Below are 16761 nucleotides of genomic sequence, written 5' to 3' on the forward strand. Positions count from 1 at the left end.
GGGGGAGCGGGTGTGTTCGCACATCCCGTTTCTCGCACCCAGGGGCCGGTCAGGGAAGGAAGGCAGCAGCGATGACACCACCGCACAACTACCTCGCCGTCATCAAAGTCGTAGGAGTCGGAGGCGGCGGGGTCAATGCTGTCAACCGAATGATCGAGGCGGGACTCAAGGGCGTTGAGTTCATCGCCATCAACACCGATGCCCAAGCGCTGCTTATGAGTGACGCCGATGTCAAGCTCGACGTCGGCCGCGAACTCACCCGCGGACTGGGCGCCGGCGCCAACCCCGAGGTGGGCGCCAAGGCCTGCGAGGACCACCGCGACGAGATCGAGGAAGTCCTCAAGGGCGCCGACATGGTGTTCGTTACCTGTGGGGAAGGCGGCGGCACCGGCACGGGTGGCGCTCCCGTCATCGCCAATATCGCCCGCAAGCTCGGCGCCCTCACCATCGGTGTCGTGACGCGTCCGTTCGCCTTCGAAGGCAAGCGGCGTCAGACTCAGGCCGTGTCGGGAATAGACGATCTGAGGAACGAGTGCGACACGCTCATCGTCATCCCCAACGACCGCCTGCTGCACCTCGGTGACCGCACCATCTCCATGATGGACGCCTTCCGGCTCGCCGACCAGGTGCTGCTGTCCGGTGTCCAGGGCATAACGGACCTCATCACCACACCGGGCCTCATCAACCTCGACTTCGCCGACGTCAAGAGCGTCATGAGCGGGGCCGGATCCGCCCTCATGGGCATAGGTTCGGCGCGCGGCGAGAACCGCGCCGTCGAGGCCGCGAGAGCCGCGATCGAGTCGCCGCTGCTGGAACAGAGCATGGAGGGCGCCCAGGGCGTCCTGCTGTCCATCGCCGGCGGTTCGGATCTGGGCCTGTTCGAGATCAACGACGCCGCCGAGCTCGTCTCCGACTGCGCCCACACCGACGCGAACATCATCTTCGGCGCGGTCATCGACGATGCCCTCGGAGAAGAGGCCCGCGTGACCGTCATAGCAGCCGGCTTCGACCAGAGCGAATCCGAATTCGAACTGGCGCAGCCGACCCGGATCTCCAGCAGCGTGCCGGAGCCGGAGAAGAAGCGCCCCGAGCCGATCGCCGAGCCCGAGCCGGTGCGGGAGTCCGCTCCCGAGCCGCGCAAGGTCCTGTTCGACGACGTGGACGTCCCCGACTTCCTCAAGAACGGTTCCTGAGGTCCGGCGGCGAGCATTACCGGTACACACGGCATGAGCACCGACACCGACCGCAGGGACCAGTTGCGCGCCAACCTGTCTCGCGTCCAGGACGCCATAGCGGCGGCCTGCCGCGAGGCCGGGCGCTCCCCGGATTCGGTGCGGCTCATCGTGGTCACCAAGAACTTTCCCGCCGCCGACGCGGCCGTGCTCGTCGAAGAGGGCCAGACCGATCTGGGGGAGAACCGCGACCAGGAGGCGGCCGGCAAGGCCGCCGAGCTCGCCGCGCAGGGTCTCACCCCCTCCTGGCATTTCGTGGGTCAGTTGCAGCGCAACAAGACCCGTTCCGTGGCGTCTTACGCCTCCTGGGTCCACTCGATCGACCGGACTCGCCTGGTGGACGCCCTCGACGCCGCCGCGACGGCCTACGGGCACAGCGTCAACTCACTCATTCAAGTGAGTCTCGACGGCGACACCTCGCGCGGCGGGGTCACGATCGCCGACCTGCCGGCGCTGGCCGATCGCGTCGCGGGAGCGCAGTCGCTGCGGCTGCGCGGCGTCATGGCCGTCGCGCCGATCGGCTGGGAACCGCGGAAAGCCTTTGAGCTGCTTGCCGAATGCTCACGGACCGTTCGGAACGTCGAGCCCGCGGCGAGCGAGATCTCGGCGGGCATGAGCGGCGATTACGTCACCGCGATCGGATGTGGGACCACAATGGTCAGACTGGGCAGAAACGTGCTCGGCGAACGTGAACCGATGGCGTAAGGTATGGAAATATCGTTGCCGCGCCGCCGACCTTGACGGCGATCGCGGCAAAAACACATCCGTGTAAGGAGTCGGCGCTAGGATGAGACCGCGTACCTGACTCAACAGGGGCGGCCCGAGGAGGGAGCACGATCGATGGGCGCGATGCGGAAGGCAGGCGTTTGGCTCGGCCTCATCGAAGACGAGGAGGACCGCGGCGGATACAACGCCTTTGAAGACAACGACGAATTCGCCGACGAGGAACCGGTCCGGGCTCGCGGCACCCAGCGCAACACCGGCCGTCTCGGCCGCGGCAGTGACGACCGCAGCACCGTCCGTCAGCTCAATCGCGGCTCCGGCTCGGTCACCCCGCTGACGCGCGACAACCTCGCCTTGGCCGATCCCGCACCGGTGCGCCCGGTACCGTCGGAGGAGGAGTCCCCCACGAACTACCGGATCACCACCCTGCACCCCACCACCTACAACGAGGCGCGGACCATCGGCGAGCGCTATCGTGACGGCACCCCCGTCATCATGAACCTCTCGGAGATGGAGGAGGCCGACGCCAAGCGTCTGGTCGACTTCGCCGCCGGGTTGATCTTCGGCACGAGGGGTTCGTTCGAGCGGGTGACGAATCGCGTGTTCTTGCTCTCCCCTCCTCATGTTCAGGTCACGGCTGAGGACAAGGCCAAAATCGCCGAGGGCGGGTTCTTCAACCAGTCGTGACTGAGGGATACTGCTGATCGTGAACCTGGCACTACAGCTGATCTATCTGGCGCTCTTCACCTTCTACCTGTTTCTGCTGGCTCGAATCGTCGGCAGTGTGGTGGTCCAATTCTCGCGGAGATGGGAGCCCGGCCCCCGGTCCGCGGCCCTGCTTGAGACCATCTTCAGCGTGACCGACCCTCCCCTGAAGGGGTTGAGGAAGGTGATACCGCCTCTCAGGCTTGGTACTGTATCGATTGATCTGGCGTTCCTGGCGCTGCTGCTGATCGTGTGGATCCTGATGGACTTCGTCGTCGCGGGGTGGATCAGCTAGCAGCGATGGGAAGTGGTGCGAGACCCGGTTATGGTGTCGAGTGGCCCTGGCCGCCAGGCGAATAGCTGAGAAGGAGTTTCGAATGCCGCTGACCCCAGCCGACGTTCACAACGTCACGTTCAAGAAACCCATGCTCGGAAAGCGCGGATACGACGAGGACGAGGTCGACGGTTTCCTCGATGAGGTGGAGCGAGAGCTCGCACGCCTCAGCGATGAGAACGGCGAGCTTCGGGCTCAGATCGAAAGCCTCCGCGCCGGTGCTCCCCCCGGAGCAGCCGATCACGCCGAGATGGCCGCAGTACTCGACCGAGTACAGCGGGAAAAGCACACGCTTGAGCAGCAACTGCAGGAGATCGACGCCGAGCTGCACGAGACCCACCAGGCAATGGTGGGCGCGCAGCAGCAGGTGCAGCAGCTCCAGCAGCAGCCGCCGCCGCAGCAGCGCGCGCCCCAGCAGTCCGCGCCCGAGGGCGGCGGCGAGCAGGAGGCCCTGCGTCTGCTCATGGTCGCCCAGCGCACCGCTGACGAGCACCTGGAGGACTCGCGCCGCGAGGCCGACCACCTGGTGTCCGAGGCCCAGCGCGAGGCCAAGCAGATGGTCTCCGAGGCGCAGCGCGAATCGCAGACCATGGTCACCGAGGCCCAGCGCGACTCCAAGGGCATGATGACCGAGGCTCAGCGTGAGGCCGAGATGATGGTGACCGAGGCCCGTTCGCAGGCCGAGGACCTCGTCGGTCAGGCCCGCGATAAGGCCGAGCGCCTGGAGATCGAGGCCGAGGCCGAGCGCCAACGCGTCATCGGACAGCTGGAGGACTCTCGGGCTTCGCTGCTGAAGAGCATCGAGGAGCTCAAGACCTTCGAGCGCGAGTACCGCACCCGCCTGAAGCTCTACCTGGAAAGCCAGCTTCGCGACCTCAACGGGCGTCAGGAGGTCTCCGAGGAGGAGGCCTTCGAGGAAGCCCCGCAGGTCGAGAACGAGCGCGCCGGTTCCCGATCCACCTTCGCCATGCCGGGCGGCCGAGGCTAGACCCCTGCACTCCAGCCACCCCGGTTAGACGACTGACCCAAGGCCCGCAGGCCCGCGACAAGCGACGCTTGCGGGCCGGCGGTCTATCGGCGGAAGGGTCGGGCGCCGGGTGACGGGTCTCGTGGGTCGCGCGGACTGCGCCGACCTCGTTGAGGCCCGTTTGAAATCGGGTTCCGGTAACCGTTCGAACGATGTCCGGATGAGGTCGATTACGGCTCGAATTCGGTCGGGCTGAACGGGTTTGCTCGTCTTAGGCCATAACCTGAACGCCGATCGTCTCGTTATGCATGTGTGAGCAGGTGGGGGCCCTATGCCCCTGCCCGATCCACCACTATGCGTAGCGAAGACGCGGCCCGCTCTGGTCGCGAAGGACCGCGCGGGGGCCCTTCCCCTCGCGCTGGGGAAGGGGACTCGACGTGATCGTCAGCAGCCTGCTGATCCTCGTCACTGCGGCGGTCTTGCTGGTCACGGGCATGATCACCGGCAACAACCATTTGTTGTACTCGTCGATCGCGGCGAGCTCGGCGGCCGGAATCGCGCTCTATGTCGGGGCCAGTGCCCGCGCCAGGCGGCGCCCGAGTGTGTATGTCCGTCCGCCGGCGGTGGACGACACCCAGGAATTGAAACGGGTCAGGCTGGATGACACCCCGACCACCGAGATGCCATTGCTCGAAGGCAAGGCCTTCGAGCCGACCGACTATGTCGTGGACCGCGACCCCGAGCTCAGGTTCGAGGACGTGCCGCCGCGGCAGACCCGGGGTTCCACCGCCGGGAACTCGGCGCGCGATGCCGCCGCCGCTCGGGCGGCCGCGGCGGATGCGCAGAACGAACCGACCGAGCAGCGCATGTCGACGATCGAGGCGTCCGCGCTCATGCGGCTGGATACCCACGTGGCCGTCGTTGACGGCCGCCCCCGGTTCCACCACACCGCGTGCGTCCATCTGGTGGGCCGGGAGCACGAACCGCTGCCGGTGGCCGAGGCCCTGGAATTGGGGTTCTCGCCATGCGGCATGTGCGAGCCGGCCTCGCGCCTCCTGATGGTTCCGCTGGCGCGGAGCTGACCGGATTTCACAGTGACGGGCCCGTCGAACCGAGGGTTCGGCGGGCCCGCCGTGTTTGGGTGTCTTCCGGCCCGATGTCCGTTATCCCGGAGCACTCGATTCACCGACTATCCACGGACAGTTCGGATTCAAGTTCTTCAAGTAATTGACCAGGTTGCAGGTCTTGCGTATCCTGTGTGCTTAATTGCGCGGTCGGTACCCGTCTCGACGGACCCATCCGCGCATTGTCCTCGTCTTGACGAGGTGTCATAAAGTACGCGATTTCGGGAGCCGCGATGTCGAACGCCGGGGCCTTGGCCTTGAACCGGGCTGGGAAGTGCGTGCGTGCGTGGTCGCCGGCCGCCCTGAACCGTGTGGAACCAGACCCGACCCACCCCTCCAGAGGCGTGTCATGAGTACAGCCAGGAAATCTCAGAGCTCCGCCGCCAAGAAGGCGGCCAAGAAGACGGCGAAGAAGACCGCCGTCAAGAAGGCAGCGCCCGAGAGCGGGGTGAAGGCGACCGTCAAGAAGGCCACCGCCAAGAAGACGGCCGCGAAGAAGGCGACCAAACCGGCCGCGAAGAAGACCACGGCCAAGAAGGCCGTGTCGAAGGCGGTGCCAGAACAGGCACCCGAGCCGTCGCCCGTGGCCGAACAGATCCGGACCGAGGCCGAGCAGTCGGAACTGCGTTCGGCCCTGAAGGAGCGGCTGGACGAACTGGTCGAGGAGCAGCAGCGCTTCGTCGACTCGATCGCCATGGCCCAGCGCGAACGGCTGTCGGACACGGCCGGCGACGACCAGGTCGACTCGGGCACCAAGACCGTCGAACACGAGCACGAGGTCACGGTCGCCAATTCGCTCTCGGAGCGGATCCTTCAGGTCAGCCATGCCCTCGAGCGGCTGGACGAGGGGGACTATGGCGTCTGTGAGAAGTGCGGTAAACCCATCCCGGCGGCGCGTCTGGCCGCCTTCCCGTCGGCTACCCTCTGCGTCAGTTGCAAACAGCTGGAGGAACGACGCTGAGCGAGGACACGCAGCCCGACACCACTGAAACCGGTGATTCGGTGCCCGATACCGACCCGACCGATCGCACACCTGTTCAGGAGCGCCCTCGCAGGCGTGGACTGGTGCTGGCCGCCTACCTGATCGCGGCCTTCGCGATCGTGCTGGACCAGGTGGTGAAGGCCTGGGCCGTCAATAATCTGGATCCGGACGACCCGGAGCGAATTCTCGGCGGGCTGGTCTACCTGAGCCTGACGTGGAATCCGGGCGCGGCGTTCAGCATCGCGACCGACTACACGTGGGTGCTGGCGATCATCGCCACGGCGGTGGTCGTCTTCCTGATCGTCCTGGCGCGCAAGATTCTCTATCCGGCCTGGTCGATCGCGATCGGCCTGGTGCTGGGCGGCGCCGCGGGGAACCTGATCGACCGGTTCTTCCGCTCGCCGTCGGACGTCTCCAGTCCACTCGACGGAAACCTGGGGCAGGGCCATGTGGTCGACTACATCAGCGTGTTCCAGCCCTACGGCGAAGTGTTCGCGATCTTCAACCTGGCCGATTCCGCGCTGTGCTGCGGCGTGGTGCTGATCGTGCTGCTCGAACTCACCGGGCACGGCTTCTCGCCGGAATCCCGCAGACCCAAGTCGGAGCAGAGCGAATGAGCGACCTCGCGGGTGCGCGCCAGACACGTTCGGTGCCGGTCCCTGAGGGCTTCGAGGGCCAGCGGGTCGACCAGGTCGTCTCGCGGATGCTGGGACTGTCGCGCACCGTCGCGGCGGAGCTGGTGGCCGACGGCGACGTGACCGTGGACGGGCGGGTCTGCCGGACCAAGTCCGAGCGGGTCAGCGCCGGCTCGTGGATCGAAGTGGTGCTCCCGCCGCCGCCGGAGGACGTGCGGGCGGCCGTGGCCGCGGCCGAACCGGTGGAGGGCCTGGATGTGGTCTTCACCGACGACGACATCGTCGTGGTGAGCAAGCCGGTCGGCGTCGCAGCGCACCCCAGTCCGGGCTGGACGGGCCCGACCGTGACCGGCGGGCTGGCGGCGGCCGGACACCGGCTCTCCAGCTACGGTCCCGATGAGCGGCAGGGGATCGTGCACCGCCTCGACGTGGGCACCTCGGGGCTCATGGTGGTCGCCAAGAGCGAGCGGGCCTATACGGAGCTCAAACGCGCCTTCAAGGAACGCCGAGTGTCCAAACGGTACCGTGCTGTGGCTCAGGGACACCCTGATCCGTTGTCGGGCACTGTGGATGCTCCGATCGGGCGGCACCCGCGCCACGACTACAAGTGGGCCGTGGTGGCCGACGGCAAACCGAGCATCACCCATTACGACACGATCGAGGTATTTCCGGGCGCGTCCCTGATGGACCTCGGACTTGAGACCGGACGCACCCACCAGATCCGGGTGCACTTCGCCGCGCTGGGCCATCCGCTGGCCGGCGACCTGACCTACGGCGCGGACCCGAAACTGGCGGAGAAACTGGGCCTGACCAGGCAATGGCTGCACGCGTACCGCCTGGAGTTCGTGCATCCGGGGACCGGCCGCACGGTCACCTTCGAGAGTGAATACCCCGAGGATCTGGACTTGGCACTGGCGCGGTTGCGGGCCGAGCAATGAGAAGCCACTAGACTGCACTGGAGGGTCGGCGCGATGATGCGTTCGACGTAATGCACGCCTCACCCGCGAGTCGGCGCGGCCCGCGATTCGAGGCGGGCCTTGAGAAAACGTTGTGTTCTAATAGTCGCGGGTGGTAGTTGATTCCGGTCGGGTAGGCGCAAATTTATCCTGGCCGAGAGGAGGTCTCGTGTGAGCTCACCCGAAGCTTGGAGCAGTGAAAAAGCCGATTCAGGGTCCCGGTGGCGGAACCTGCTGGGTCGGCGCGGGCGCGGTAGCGCCCAGCAGACCGAAGCACCGCCGCCGCGAGAGCCGCATCCCTCTTCCCCGCCGCCGGCGCAGCCGTACAACTCGGTACCGACGGCGGGCCGCCGTCCGGGACCGCAGCAGATGCCCACCCAGACGCCGCCGAGCACGACGCAGATACGAAGGCCGCCCCAGCAGCAGGGACTGCCGCCGCAGCCGCCACCGCCGCCGCCGCGCCAGCAGCCTCCCCCGACGACCGCCCCGAACCCGGCCACGATCCAGCGGCTCCGCCGCGACCTGGGCCGCAGCAAGGTCGTGGCGTTCATCAACCCCAAGGGCGGGGTGCACAAGACCACCGCCACGGTTCTGGCGTCGGCGGCGATGGGCGCCGCCCGCAACGGCGGCGTCATCGCCTGGGACGACAACGAACTGCGCGGCACCCTGGGCCTGCGCGCGGGTTCGGCCCGCCACGGCCGCACCATTCGCCACCTCGTCGAGCACCTCGACCAGGTCGAGGCCGCCGGCGTGCACCTGCCCGAGCACCTGGACGAGTTCCTGCGCCACTCCTCCGAGGGCACCTTCGACGTGCTCGCCGGGGACGAGGACCCCAAGCTGCAGCGCCAGCTCGACCCGACCACGGTCCTGCGGGTGCTCGACATCCTCACCCGCACCCACCAGATCGTCTGCATCGACACCGGCAACAATGTCGAGTCGCAGAACTGGCGCACCGTCGTCGGCAACGTCGACCGGCTGGTCGTCACCACCGTCCCCCGCGAAGACGCCGCGTTCTCGGCCGACTGGATGCTGGACCTGTTGGAGGAGAACGGCTACGGCGAGCTGGTCCGCAATGCGGTCACGCTCCTGTCCATGCCCACTCCGAACGCCGGACCGCTGCTCACCGACCTCCAACGCCACTTCGGCACCCGCACCCGCGCCTGCGCCGTGGTGCCCTACGACCCGGCGCTCGAAGCGGGCTCCAAGATCGAGTTCTCCGCGCTCCGCCCGGACACCCGCGTCGCCTGGTTCGAGGCCGCTGCCACCATTGTCGACGGCCTCTGAGGTCCCTGTACGGGGCTTTTGTCCGAACTGTCCCGGCCCGCGCCAGTGCGCGACTCGTGTGCCCGGAATCGGCGCTGGCATGCCTGTGGCAGGATCGCAGGCGTGACAGACGACGCCGAACAAGCAGCCGCAGCTGAACCAGTTGGTGACTTCCAGCACTCGGACCAGCAGAGCGCGGACCAGCAGGGCGCGGGCGTCGCCGAGCCGCAGGGGGCCCGCGTCGCCGGAGCACCCGTCGAAGGCGAAGAGCCGACCCCGAAGCAGGGCCGCACCGAACGCGACGGCGAGCGGACCCTCGGGCGCGACCTCCTCGCGGCCAGCGTCCTCGCGGTGGTGCTGACCGCGCTCGGGTTCCCCTACGCGATGCTGTGGCAGATCATCACGCCGCGGGTCGAGTACGTGACCGTCGAGGGCGGCTGGTCCGGCGTCGTAAGCCACGACGACCGCTTCGTCGAGGGCGACCTGATGTTCGCCGGCCTCGGCCTCGTCCTGGGCATCCTCGCCGCGATCATGGCCTGGTCGGTCATGCGCGAGCGGCGCGGCCCGATCGTGATGCTGGGCCTCGTCATCGGCTCCATCGCCTGCCAGGTCGTGGCCTGGCGCATCGGCCTCCACGAATGGGAGTCCTTCTGGGAGGCCATCGCGCGCGCCCCCATCGGCGTGCACATGTGGCGCCCGCCCTCGGTCCTGTTCGTCAACCTCGACCCCGCCGCGGCCTGGGACGACCTCATGGTCGGGCATTTCACAGCCGCGCTCGCCAACCTCCAGCTCGGCGCGCTCGCCGTCATGGCCCTGGCCGCCGTCTTCACTTACACCGTTTCCGCAGGTTGGTCACGTCGGTCCAACCTTCGGTCACACGTTCCCGAATAGCGGTATGGGCTTCGCCCCTCGGATCGCGCCCATTACGCTTATAGCGTGCTCAGACGCATTGATCTATCAGGAGATGTAGCCCGTTACTCGGCCCGCGCACTGCGCGAGCTGCTGCCGCGCGCCGCGTTCGACGTGAACGCCGCCCTGCGGGAGATCCAGCCGCTGCTGGACGACATCGCCCACCGCGGCACCCCCGCAGTGGTCGAGGCCGTCGAGCGGTTCGACGGCGTGCATCTGGAGCACCTGCGTGTCCCGGAGTCCGCGATCAAGGCCGCCGTCGAAGACCTCGACCCGGACCTGCGCCGCGCCTACCAGACCTCAATCGACCGGGTCCGCAAGGCCCACGAGGCCCAGCGCCTCCCCGAGGTCGTCACCGAAGTCGCCCCCGGCGGCACCGTCACCGAACGGTACGTGCCCGTGGGCCGCGTCGGCCTGTACGCGCCCGGCGGCCTCGCCGTGCTCGCCTCCTCGGTCATCATGAACGTCGTCCCCGCCCAGATCGCCGGGGTCGAGTCGATCGCTCTCGCCAGCCCCGCACAGAAGAACAGCGGGGGCTTCCCTGACCGCGGCATCCTCGCCGTCGCCGGAATGCTCGGCATCGACGAGGTCTACGCCGTCGGCGGACCCACCGCGATCGGCATGTTCGCCTACGGCACCGATGAGTGCGAGGCGGTCGACATGATCACCGGACCCGGCAATATCTACGTCACCGCCGCCAAACGCGCCGTGCGCGGCCTGGTCGGCATCGACGCCGAGGCCGGCACGACCGAGATCGCCGTCGTCGCCGACAACACCGCCGACCCGGCCCACGTCGCCGTCGACCTCATCAGCCAGGCCGAGCACGACCCGGCCGCCGCCAGCGTCCTCATCACCGACTCGGACTCCCTGGCCGACGCGGTCGACATCGAGCTGGAAGAGCGCGTCCCGGCCACCCGCCACGCCGGTCGCATCGCGACCGCGTTGGCGGGGGAGCAGTCCGGGACGATCCTGGTCGCGGACATGGAAGAGGCCGTCGCGGTCGCCGACGCCTACTCCGCGGAGCACCTGGAGATCCAGTGCACCGACGCGAGCGAGATCGCCGGCCGCATCCGCAATGCCGGGGCGATCTTTGTCGGCGCCTACTCGCCGGTCTCCCTCGGCGACTACTGCGCCGGGTCGAACCACGTGCTGCCCACCGGCGGGTGCGCGCGGCACTCGGCCGGGCTGAGTGTCCACACGTTCCTGCGCGGCATGCACATCATCGACTACACGCGAAGCGCCCTGGAGGCCGTCGCCGAGGACGTCGTGAACTTCGCGATCTCCGAGGACCTGCCCAGCCACGGCGAAGCGGTCTCCGCGCGATTCGAGGCCCGATGAGCGAGATCGAGGACCTGCTGCGCGAAGACCTGCGTGGGCAGACCGCCTACGGCGCGCCGCAGCTGGACGTGCCGGTGCAGCTGAACACCAACGAGAACGCCTTCGCGATCCCCGACGACGTCGCCGCCGTCATCGAGGAGTACATATCCCGCGAGATCCGCGGGCTCAACCGCTACCCCGACCGCGACGCCCTGGCCCTGCGGGAGGACCTCGCCGCCTATCTGGGCCACGGACTGACCCCGTCCCAGGTGTGGGCCGCCAACGGCTCCAACGAGATCCTGCAGCAGCTGCTCCAGGCCTTCGGCGGACCCGGGCGCACCGTGCTGGGCTTCATGCCCTCGTACTCGATGCACCCCCTGCTCGCGCGCGGCACCGGCACCAACTTCGTGGACGCCCTCCGCGACGCCGACTACACGCTCAGCCCCGGCCACGTGGGCTGGGCGATCGAGGCGCACGACCCCGACCTGGTCTTCCTCGTCTCGCCGAACAACCCGACCGGGACCGCACTCGACCCCGCCGTCGTCGACGCCGCCTACGAGGCCTCCCGCGGCATCGTCGTCGTGGACGAGGCCTACGCCGAGTTCGCCCGAGACGCCTCCTCGACCGCCTTGGGGCGCTTGGAAGGCCGACCGAGGCTCGTCGTCACGCGCACCATGAGCAAGGCCTTCGCCTTCGCCGGCGCCCGCGTCGGCTACCTCGCCGCCGACGCCGAACTGATCGAGAAGCTGCTGCTGGTGCGCCTGCCGTACCACCTGTCGAGCCTCACCCAGGCCGCCGCGCGCGGCGCCCTCGCCTGCGCCCCCCAGCTCCAGGCCGAGGTCGACGAGCTCAAGCACCAGCGGGACCGGATCGTCAAGAACCTGCGCGCCAAGGGACTGCCAGTGGCCGACTCCGACGCGAACTTCGTCCTCGTCGGCGGCCTGGTCGACGCCGCTGCCGTCTGGAAGGCCGTCCTCGACCAGGGCGTCCTCGTCCGCGACGTCGGACTGCCCGGCCGCCTGCGCATCACCGCCGGCACCGAAGAGGAGACCACGGCGCTCCTCGACGCCTTCGAGATCGTCATGAAGCAAGAACCGTCATTGTTCGAGGAGAGCAAGTGAGCCGTACCGCGCACATCGTCCGCACCACCGGTGAGACCGCAGTGGACGTCTTCGTCGACCTCGACGGCCCCGAGAAGATCGTCGAGATCGCCACCGGCGTCGGCTTCTACGACCACATGCTCCACCAGCTCGGCAAGCACGGCGGCTTCGACCTCAAGGTCAATGTCAAGGGCGACCTGCACATCGACTCCCACCACACGATGGAGGACACCGCCATCGCGCTCGGCCAGGCCTTCGCCGAGGCGCTGGGCGACAAGGCCGGCGTGGTCCGCTTCGCCGACGCCTCCGTGCCCCTGGACGAGGTGCTCGCGCGCGCCGTGATCGACCTGTCTGGCCGCCCGTACATGGTCCACGAGGAACCGATCGACATCCAGCCGATGATCAACACCGACTACCCGACGTCGATGACCCGGCACATCCTGGAGTCCTTCGCCTACCACGCGCGGATCTGCCTGCACGTCACCGTGCTGCGCGCCTCCAACCCGGGCCAGAAACCCGACGCCCACCACGTGATCGAGGCCCAGTTCAAGGCCCTCGCGCGGGCGCTCAAGGCCGCCACCCGGATCGACGGGAACGACATTCCGTCCACCAAGGGCGTGCTGTGAACGACTACGTCGGCCCGATCCTGCTCATGGCGCTGGCGGGCATTCTCATCGGCGGCGCGCAGAGCCTGCGCAAGAACGAGAAGTACGTCCCGGCGCTGATCTGCGCGCTCCTCGCCGCGATCGCGTTCATCGGCGGCGTCTACCTGATCTACGTCTAGGAGACGATTGTGGCCAAACCCAGTGTCGCCCTGTTCGATTACGGCTCAGGGAATCTCCGCTCCGCCTTCCGCGCACTGGAGCGAGCCGGAGCCGACGTCGAGCTGACCAGCGACCTCGACCAGGCCCGGAACGCCGACGGACTGTTCGTGCCCGGGGTGGGCGCCTTCGCCGCCTGCATGGCCGGGATCGAGAAGAGCGGCGTCGACGCGGTCATCCGCGCGCGGGCCGCGTCGCAGCGGCCCGTGCTCGGCGTGTGCGTCGGCGCCCAGGTGCTGTTCGCCGAGGGCATCGAGCACGGCGTCGAGACCGCAGGGGTCGGCGTCTTCGAGGGCCGGGTCGACCACCTCGAGGCCGACCGCGTGCCCCACATGGGCTGGAACACCGTGACCGCCGACGAGGGCATGCGGCTGTTCACCGGCATCGACCCCGAAGAGCGGTTCTACTTCGTCCACTCCTACGCGGCGAAGATCGTGCCCGAGGGCGCCCTGGTCGCCACCACCGTGCACGGCGAGCCGTTCATCGCCGCGGTGGAGCGCGGATCGGTCGCGGCCACCCAGTTCCACCCCGAGAAGTCCGGCGACGCCGGAGCCGCCCTGCTGACCAACTGGATCGAAGGACTGTCATGACGAAACTGCAACTCCTGCCCGCCGTCGACGTCACCGGCGGCAAGGCCGTCCAGCTCGTGCAGGGCGTGGCCGGTTCCGGCAAGCAGTACGGCGACCCGATCGAGGCCGCCCTCGAATGGCAGCGCCAGGGCTCCGAATGGCTCCACCTGGTCGACCTCGACGCCGCCTTCGGGCGCGGCTCGAACCACGAACTGCTCTCCGAGGTCGTGTCCAAGGTCGACATGCAGGTCGAGATCTCCGGCGGCATCCGCGACGACGAGACACTCAAGCGCGCCTTGGACTCCGGGGCCCGCCGCGTCAATATCGGCACCGCCGCCCTGGAGAACCCCGAGTGGTGCGACCGGATCTGCGGCGAATTCGGCGACCGGATCGCCATCGGCCTCGACGTCAAGGCCGGTCGCCTGGCCGCGCGCGGATGGACCCGCGAGGGCGGCGAGCTGTTCGAGACCCTGGAGCGGCTGGAGCGGGCCGGGTGCGCCCGGTACGTCGTCACCGACGTCAAGAGCGACGGCATGCTCTCCGGCCCCAACCTGGACCTGCTGCGCAGCGTCTGCGAGGTCACCGACAAGCCGGTCATCGCCTCGGGCGGGGTCTCGTCGCTCGATGACCTGCGCGCGCTGGCGAGCCTGACCGAGATCGGCGTGGAGGGCGCGATCGTGGGAACTGCGCTGTATGAGCGTAACTTCACGGTCGCTGAAGCGTTGGACCTGCTGAAGGATCTTTAGCGGCGTCGGCCAGGGATAGCGGCGCCGTTCCCCTCTGAACAGGAGCGAGCGCTGATGTCACTGGTCAAACGAGTCCCGGAAACCGGCCATTGGGCGCAGCTGTACGGCTACTCGCGGGCGGTCGCGGTGGGACCGCTGGTGGTGACCAGCGCCTGCACCGCGGATCTGGACGCGAACCCGGATCTGGCCGGTGATCCGAGGGGACAGGCGAAGGCCGCGTTCCGCACCGCGCTGGACGCGATGGTGCATGCGGGGGCGGGCGTGTCGGACGTGGTGCGGTCGCGGCTGTACGTGACCGACCCGTCCTACGCCGACCCGGTCGGCCGGGTCCACGGCGAGTTCTTCGGCGTGGTCAAGCCGACGGCGACGGTGGTGACGGTGTCGCAGCTCTTCCATCCAGGACAGTTGGTGGCGGTCGAGCTGGAGGGCTTCAGAGCCTGGCGCGACATCGACTGATGTTCAACCGCCGCGTGCCTGAACGATCGTTCAGGTTCGCCGCGTACTATGGCGTCAGGAGGTATCGCCGTGGATCCTGAGGAAATCGCCGCCGGTCGGAAACGGTGGGCTGATCGCTACGAGTCCGCCCGCAAGCGCGAGGCCGATTTCACGACCTTGTCCGGCATGGAGGTCGATCCCGCCTACGGTCCCCCCGCAGGCGTCGCCGACCCCCGCATGGAGCGCATCGGCTGGCCGGGCGAGTACCCGTACACCCGCGGGCTCTATCCGACCGGGTACCGGGGCCGGGCCTGGACGATCCGGCAGTTCTCCGGCTTCGGCAGCGCCCACCAGACCAACGAGCGGTACAAGATGCTGCTCGGCGCGGGCGGCGGCGGGCTGTCCGTCGCGTTCGACATGCCCACCCTCATGGGCCGCGACTCCGACGAGCCCGCCTCGCTCGGCGAGGTCGGCCACTGCGGTGTCGCCATCGACTCGACCGCCGACATGGACATCCTCTTCGGCGGCATCGACCTCGGCAAGACCACCACGTCCATGACTATCTCGGGCCCGGCCGTGCCGATCTTCTGCATGTACCTGGCCGCCGCGGAGCGCCAGGGCGTCGATCTCTCCACGCTGGACGGCACGCTCCAGACCGACATCCACAAGGAGTACATCGCCCAGAAGGAGTGGCTGTTCCCGCCCGAACCGCACCTGCGGCTGATCGGCGACCTCATGGCCTACTGCGAGGCCGAGATCCCGCGCTACAAACCGCTCTCGGTCTCGGGCTACCACATCCGCGAGGCCGGTTCTACCGCCGCGCAGGAGCTCGCCTTCACCCTCGCCGACGGGTTCTCCTATGTGGAGCTCGGGCTTTCGCGGGGGATCGACGTCGACAGATTCGCGCCCGGACTCTCGTTCTTCTTCGACGCGCATATCGACTTCTTCGAGGAGATCGCCAAGTTCCGGGCCGCCCGGAGACTGTGGGCCAAGTGGCTGCGCGATGTCTACGGGGCCGAAACCGAACGCGCCCAATGGCTCCGCTTCCACACCCAGACAGCCGGGGTCTCCCTGACCGCGCAGCAGCCGTACAACAATGTCGTCCGCACCGCCGTCGAAGCCCTCGCGGCCATCATGGGCGGCACGAACTCCCTGCACACCAATGCCCTCGATGAGACGCTCGCGCTGCCCACCGACCAGGCCGCCGAGATCGCCCTGCGCACCCAGTCGGTGCTGCGGGACGAGACCGGCGTCGTCAATGTCGCCGACCCGCTCGGCGGCTCCTGGTACGTCGAGGCGCTCACCGACAAGATCGAGGCCGAGGCCGAGGAGCTCTTCACCCAGATCCTGGCCCTGGGCGGCGAGGCCGGTTCAAGCCAGGAGGGCCAGGCGGGCCCGGCCCAGATCGCCCTGGAGGCGATGCGCGCGCCCGACGCGGCCGACCGCCACGCGATCGGCCCGGTCACGACCGGGATTCTCAGGGGTATCGAGGACGGCTGGTTCACCTCGCAGATCGCCGAGGCCGCCTTCGCCTACCAGCAGCAGCTCGAATCGGGCGCCAAGCACATCGTGGGCGTCACCGAACTGCACGAGACGGTCACGCCGGAACTGGAAATCCTCAAGATCTCCGACGAGATCGAGGCCGACCAGCGCGAGGCCCTTGAGGCGCGGCGGGCCGGTCGGGACCAGGCCGCGGTGGACCGGGCACTCGGCGAGATCGTCACGGCCGCCAGGGGAACGGCGAACATGATCGAGCCGATTCTCAATGCCGCCAGGGCGGAGGCCACCCTCGGTGAAATCTGTGATGCCCTGCGACAGGAGTGGGGCGAGTATCGCGAACCGGCCCGAATATAGAGCACTTCTTCCAAGCGCCGCATTATTTTGGTTCAATCAGGGTATACGAGTTACTGATTGTCTCCGGAAACATCCGAATATCGCCGCTA

Annotated in this window: 18 protein-coding genes and 2 pseudogenes; 19 read left to right on the forward strand and 1 reads right to left on the reverse strand. The window is 68.2% G+C overall.

The genetic code is table 11. The features are described from left to right. Positions 1 to 71 precede the first annotated feature (71 nt). The 6 genes and pseudogenes from ftsZ to FAB82_RS18165 form a co-directional block, all read left to right on the forward strand. A pseudogene (gene ftsZ / locus FAB82_RS18140) lies at positions 72 to 1014 on the forward strand (cell division protein FtsZ); the annotation flags it as partial. 212 nt (positions 1015 to 1226) lie between these two features. Next, positions 1227 to 1937, forward strand: coding sequence for a YggS family pyridoxal phosphate-dependent enzyme (locus FAB82_RS18145; protein WP_136535941.1), 711 nt, complete (start codon positions 1227 to 1229; stop codon positions 1935 to 1937). Between the two features lie 135 nt (positions 1938 to 2072). Further along, positions 2073 to 2642, forward strand: a complete 570-nt coding sequence (locus tag FAB82_RS28435) for a cell division protein SepF (RefSeq protein WP_136535942.1) — start codon at positions 2073 to 2075, stop codon at positions 2640 to 2642. Between the two features lie 16 nt (positions 2643 to 2658). Next, positions 2659 to 2955, forward strand: a complete 297-nt coding sequence (locus tag FAB82_RS18155) for a YggT family protein (protein WP_136535943.1) — start codon at positions 2659 to 2661, stop codon at positions 2953 to 2955. 82 nt (positions 2956 to 3037) lie between these two features. After that, entirely contained in the window at positions 3038 to 3982 is a 945-nt protein-coding gene (locus tag FAB82_RS28440) for a DivIVA domain-containing protein (RefSeq protein WP_136535944.1), read from the forward strand. 416 nt (positions 3983 to 4398) lie between these two features. Next, positions 4399 to 5043 carry a hypothetical protein gene (locus FAB82_RS18165; protein ID WP_136535945.1) on the forward strand — a complete coding sequence of 215 codons (645 nt, stop codon included), beginning with the start codon at positions 4399 to 4401 and terminating at the stop codon, positions 5041 to 5043. Between the two features lie 420 nt (positions 5044 to 5463). On the opposite strand, the pseudogene FAB82_RS28930 reads toward FAB82_RS18165, so the two are convergent. Then, a pseudogene (locus FAB82_RS28930) lies at positions 5464 to 5682 on the reverse strand (hypothetical protein); the annotation flags it as partial. Here FAB82_RS28930 and FAB82_RS18170 point away from each other — a divergent pair. From FAB82_RS18170 to icmA, 13 genes are all read left to right on the forward strand, one after another. After that, positions 5627 to 6046 (forward strand): TraR/DksA family transcriptional regulator, encoded by a 420-nt coding sequence (locus FAB82_RS18170; protein ID WP_342799466.1) that lies wholly within the window; start codon positions 5627 to 5629, stop codon positions 6044 to 6046. The pseudogene FAB82_RS28930 and the gene FAB82_RS18170 overlap by 56 nt on opposite strands. Then, on the forward strand, positions 6019 to 6684 hold the full coding sequence (gene lspA / locus FAB82_RS18175) for a signal peptidase II (RefSeq protein ID WP_211116665.1): 666 nt from the start codon (positions 6019 to 6021) through the stop codon (positions 6682 to 6684). The genes FAB82_RS18170 and lspA overlap by 28 nt, the downstream gene beginning before the upstream one ends. After that, positions 6681 to 7640: an RluA family pseudouridine synthase gene (locus tag FAB82_RS18180; RefSeq protein WP_136535947.1), complete on the forward strand. Its 960-nt coding sequence runs from the start codon at positions 6681 to 6683 to the stop codon at positions 7638 to 7640. Before lspA ends, FAB82_RS18180 begins: the two co-directional genes overlap by 4 nt. 387 nt (positions 7641 to 8027) lie before the next feature. After that, a complete protein-coding gene (locus FAB82_RS18185; protein WP_211116666.1) occupies positions 8028 to 8942 on the forward strand; it encodes a MinD/ParA family ATP-binding protein in 915 nt (304 codons plus the stop codon). A gap of 102 nt (positions 8943 to 9044) precedes the next feature. Further along, a complete protein-coding gene (locus FAB82_RS18190) occupies positions 9045 to 9812 on the forward strand; it encodes a DUF2567 domain-containing protein (protein ID WP_136535948.1) in 768 nt (255 codons plus the stop codon). Between the two features lie 45 nt (positions 9813 to 9857). Further along, a complete protein-coding gene (gene hisD / locus FAB82_RS18195) occupies positions 9858 to 11168 on the forward strand; it encodes a histidinol dehydrogenase (RefSeq protein WP_136535949.1) in 1311 nt (436 codons plus the stop codon). After that, positions 11165 to 12268, forward strand: a complete 1104-nt coding sequence (locus tag FAB82_RS18200; RefSeq protein WP_136535950.1) for a histidinol-phosphate transaminase — start codon at positions 11165 to 11167, stop codon at positions 12266 to 12268. Before hisD ends, FAB82_RS18200 begins: the two co-directional genes overlap by 4 nt. After that, the gene (gene hisB, locus FAB82_RS18205) at positions 12265 to 12873 is read left to right on the forward strand and encodes an imidazoleglycerol-phosphate dehydratase HisB (protein ID WP_136535951.1); all 609 of its coding nucleotides are present in this window, start codon (positions 12265 to 12267) and stop codon (positions 12871 to 12873) included. Before FAB82_RS18200 ends, hisB begins: the two co-directional genes overlap by 4 nt. Continuing rightward, complete coding sequence (locus FAB82_RS27200) at positions 12870 to 13031, forward strand: hypothetical protein (protein ID WP_168801662.1); 162 nt, start codon at positions 12870 to 12872, stop codon at positions 13029 to 13031. The genes hisB and FAB82_RS27200 overlap by 4 nt, the downstream gene beginning before the upstream one ends. 9 nt (positions 13032 to 13040) lie before the next feature. Beyond that, complete coding sequence (gene hisH, locus FAB82_RS18210; protein ID WP_136535952.1) at positions 13041 to 13658, forward strand: imidazole glycerol phosphate synthase subunit HisH; 618 nt, start codon at positions 13041 to 13043, stop codon at positions 13656 to 13658. Next, positions 13655 to 14383, forward strand: coding sequence for a bifunctional 1-(5-phosphoribosyl)-5-((5-phosphoribosylamino)methylideneamino)imidazole-4-carboxamide isomerase/phosphoribosylanthranilate isomerase PriA (priA, locus tag FAB82_RS18215; RefSeq protein ID WP_136535953.1), 729 nt, complete (start codon positions 13655 to 13657; stop codon positions 14381 to 14383). Before hisH ends, priA begins: the two co-directional genes overlap by 4 nt. 54 nt (positions 14384 to 14437) lie before the next feature. After that, the gene (locus tag FAB82_RS18220) at positions 14438 to 14839 is read left to right on the forward strand and encodes a Rid family hydrolase (protein WP_136535954.1); all 402 of its coding nucleotides are present in this window, start codon (positions 14438 to 14440) and stop codon (positions 14837 to 14839) included. Between the two features lie 69 nt (positions 14840 to 14908). Then, positions 14909 to 16672, forward strand: a complete 1764-nt coding sequence (gene icmA, locus FAB82_RS18225) for a coenzyme B12-dependent isobutyryl-CoA mutase large subunit (RefSeq protein ID WP_136535955.1) — start codon at positions 14909 to 14911, stop codon at positions 16670 to 16672. Positions 16673 to 16761 lie beyond the last annotated feature (89 nt).

The organism is Glycomyces buryatensis (assembly GCF_004912275.1).
Taxonomy (GTDB): domain Bacteria; phylum Actinomycetota; class Actinomycetes; order Mycobacteriales; family Micromonosporaceae; genus Glycomyces; species Glycomyces buryatensis.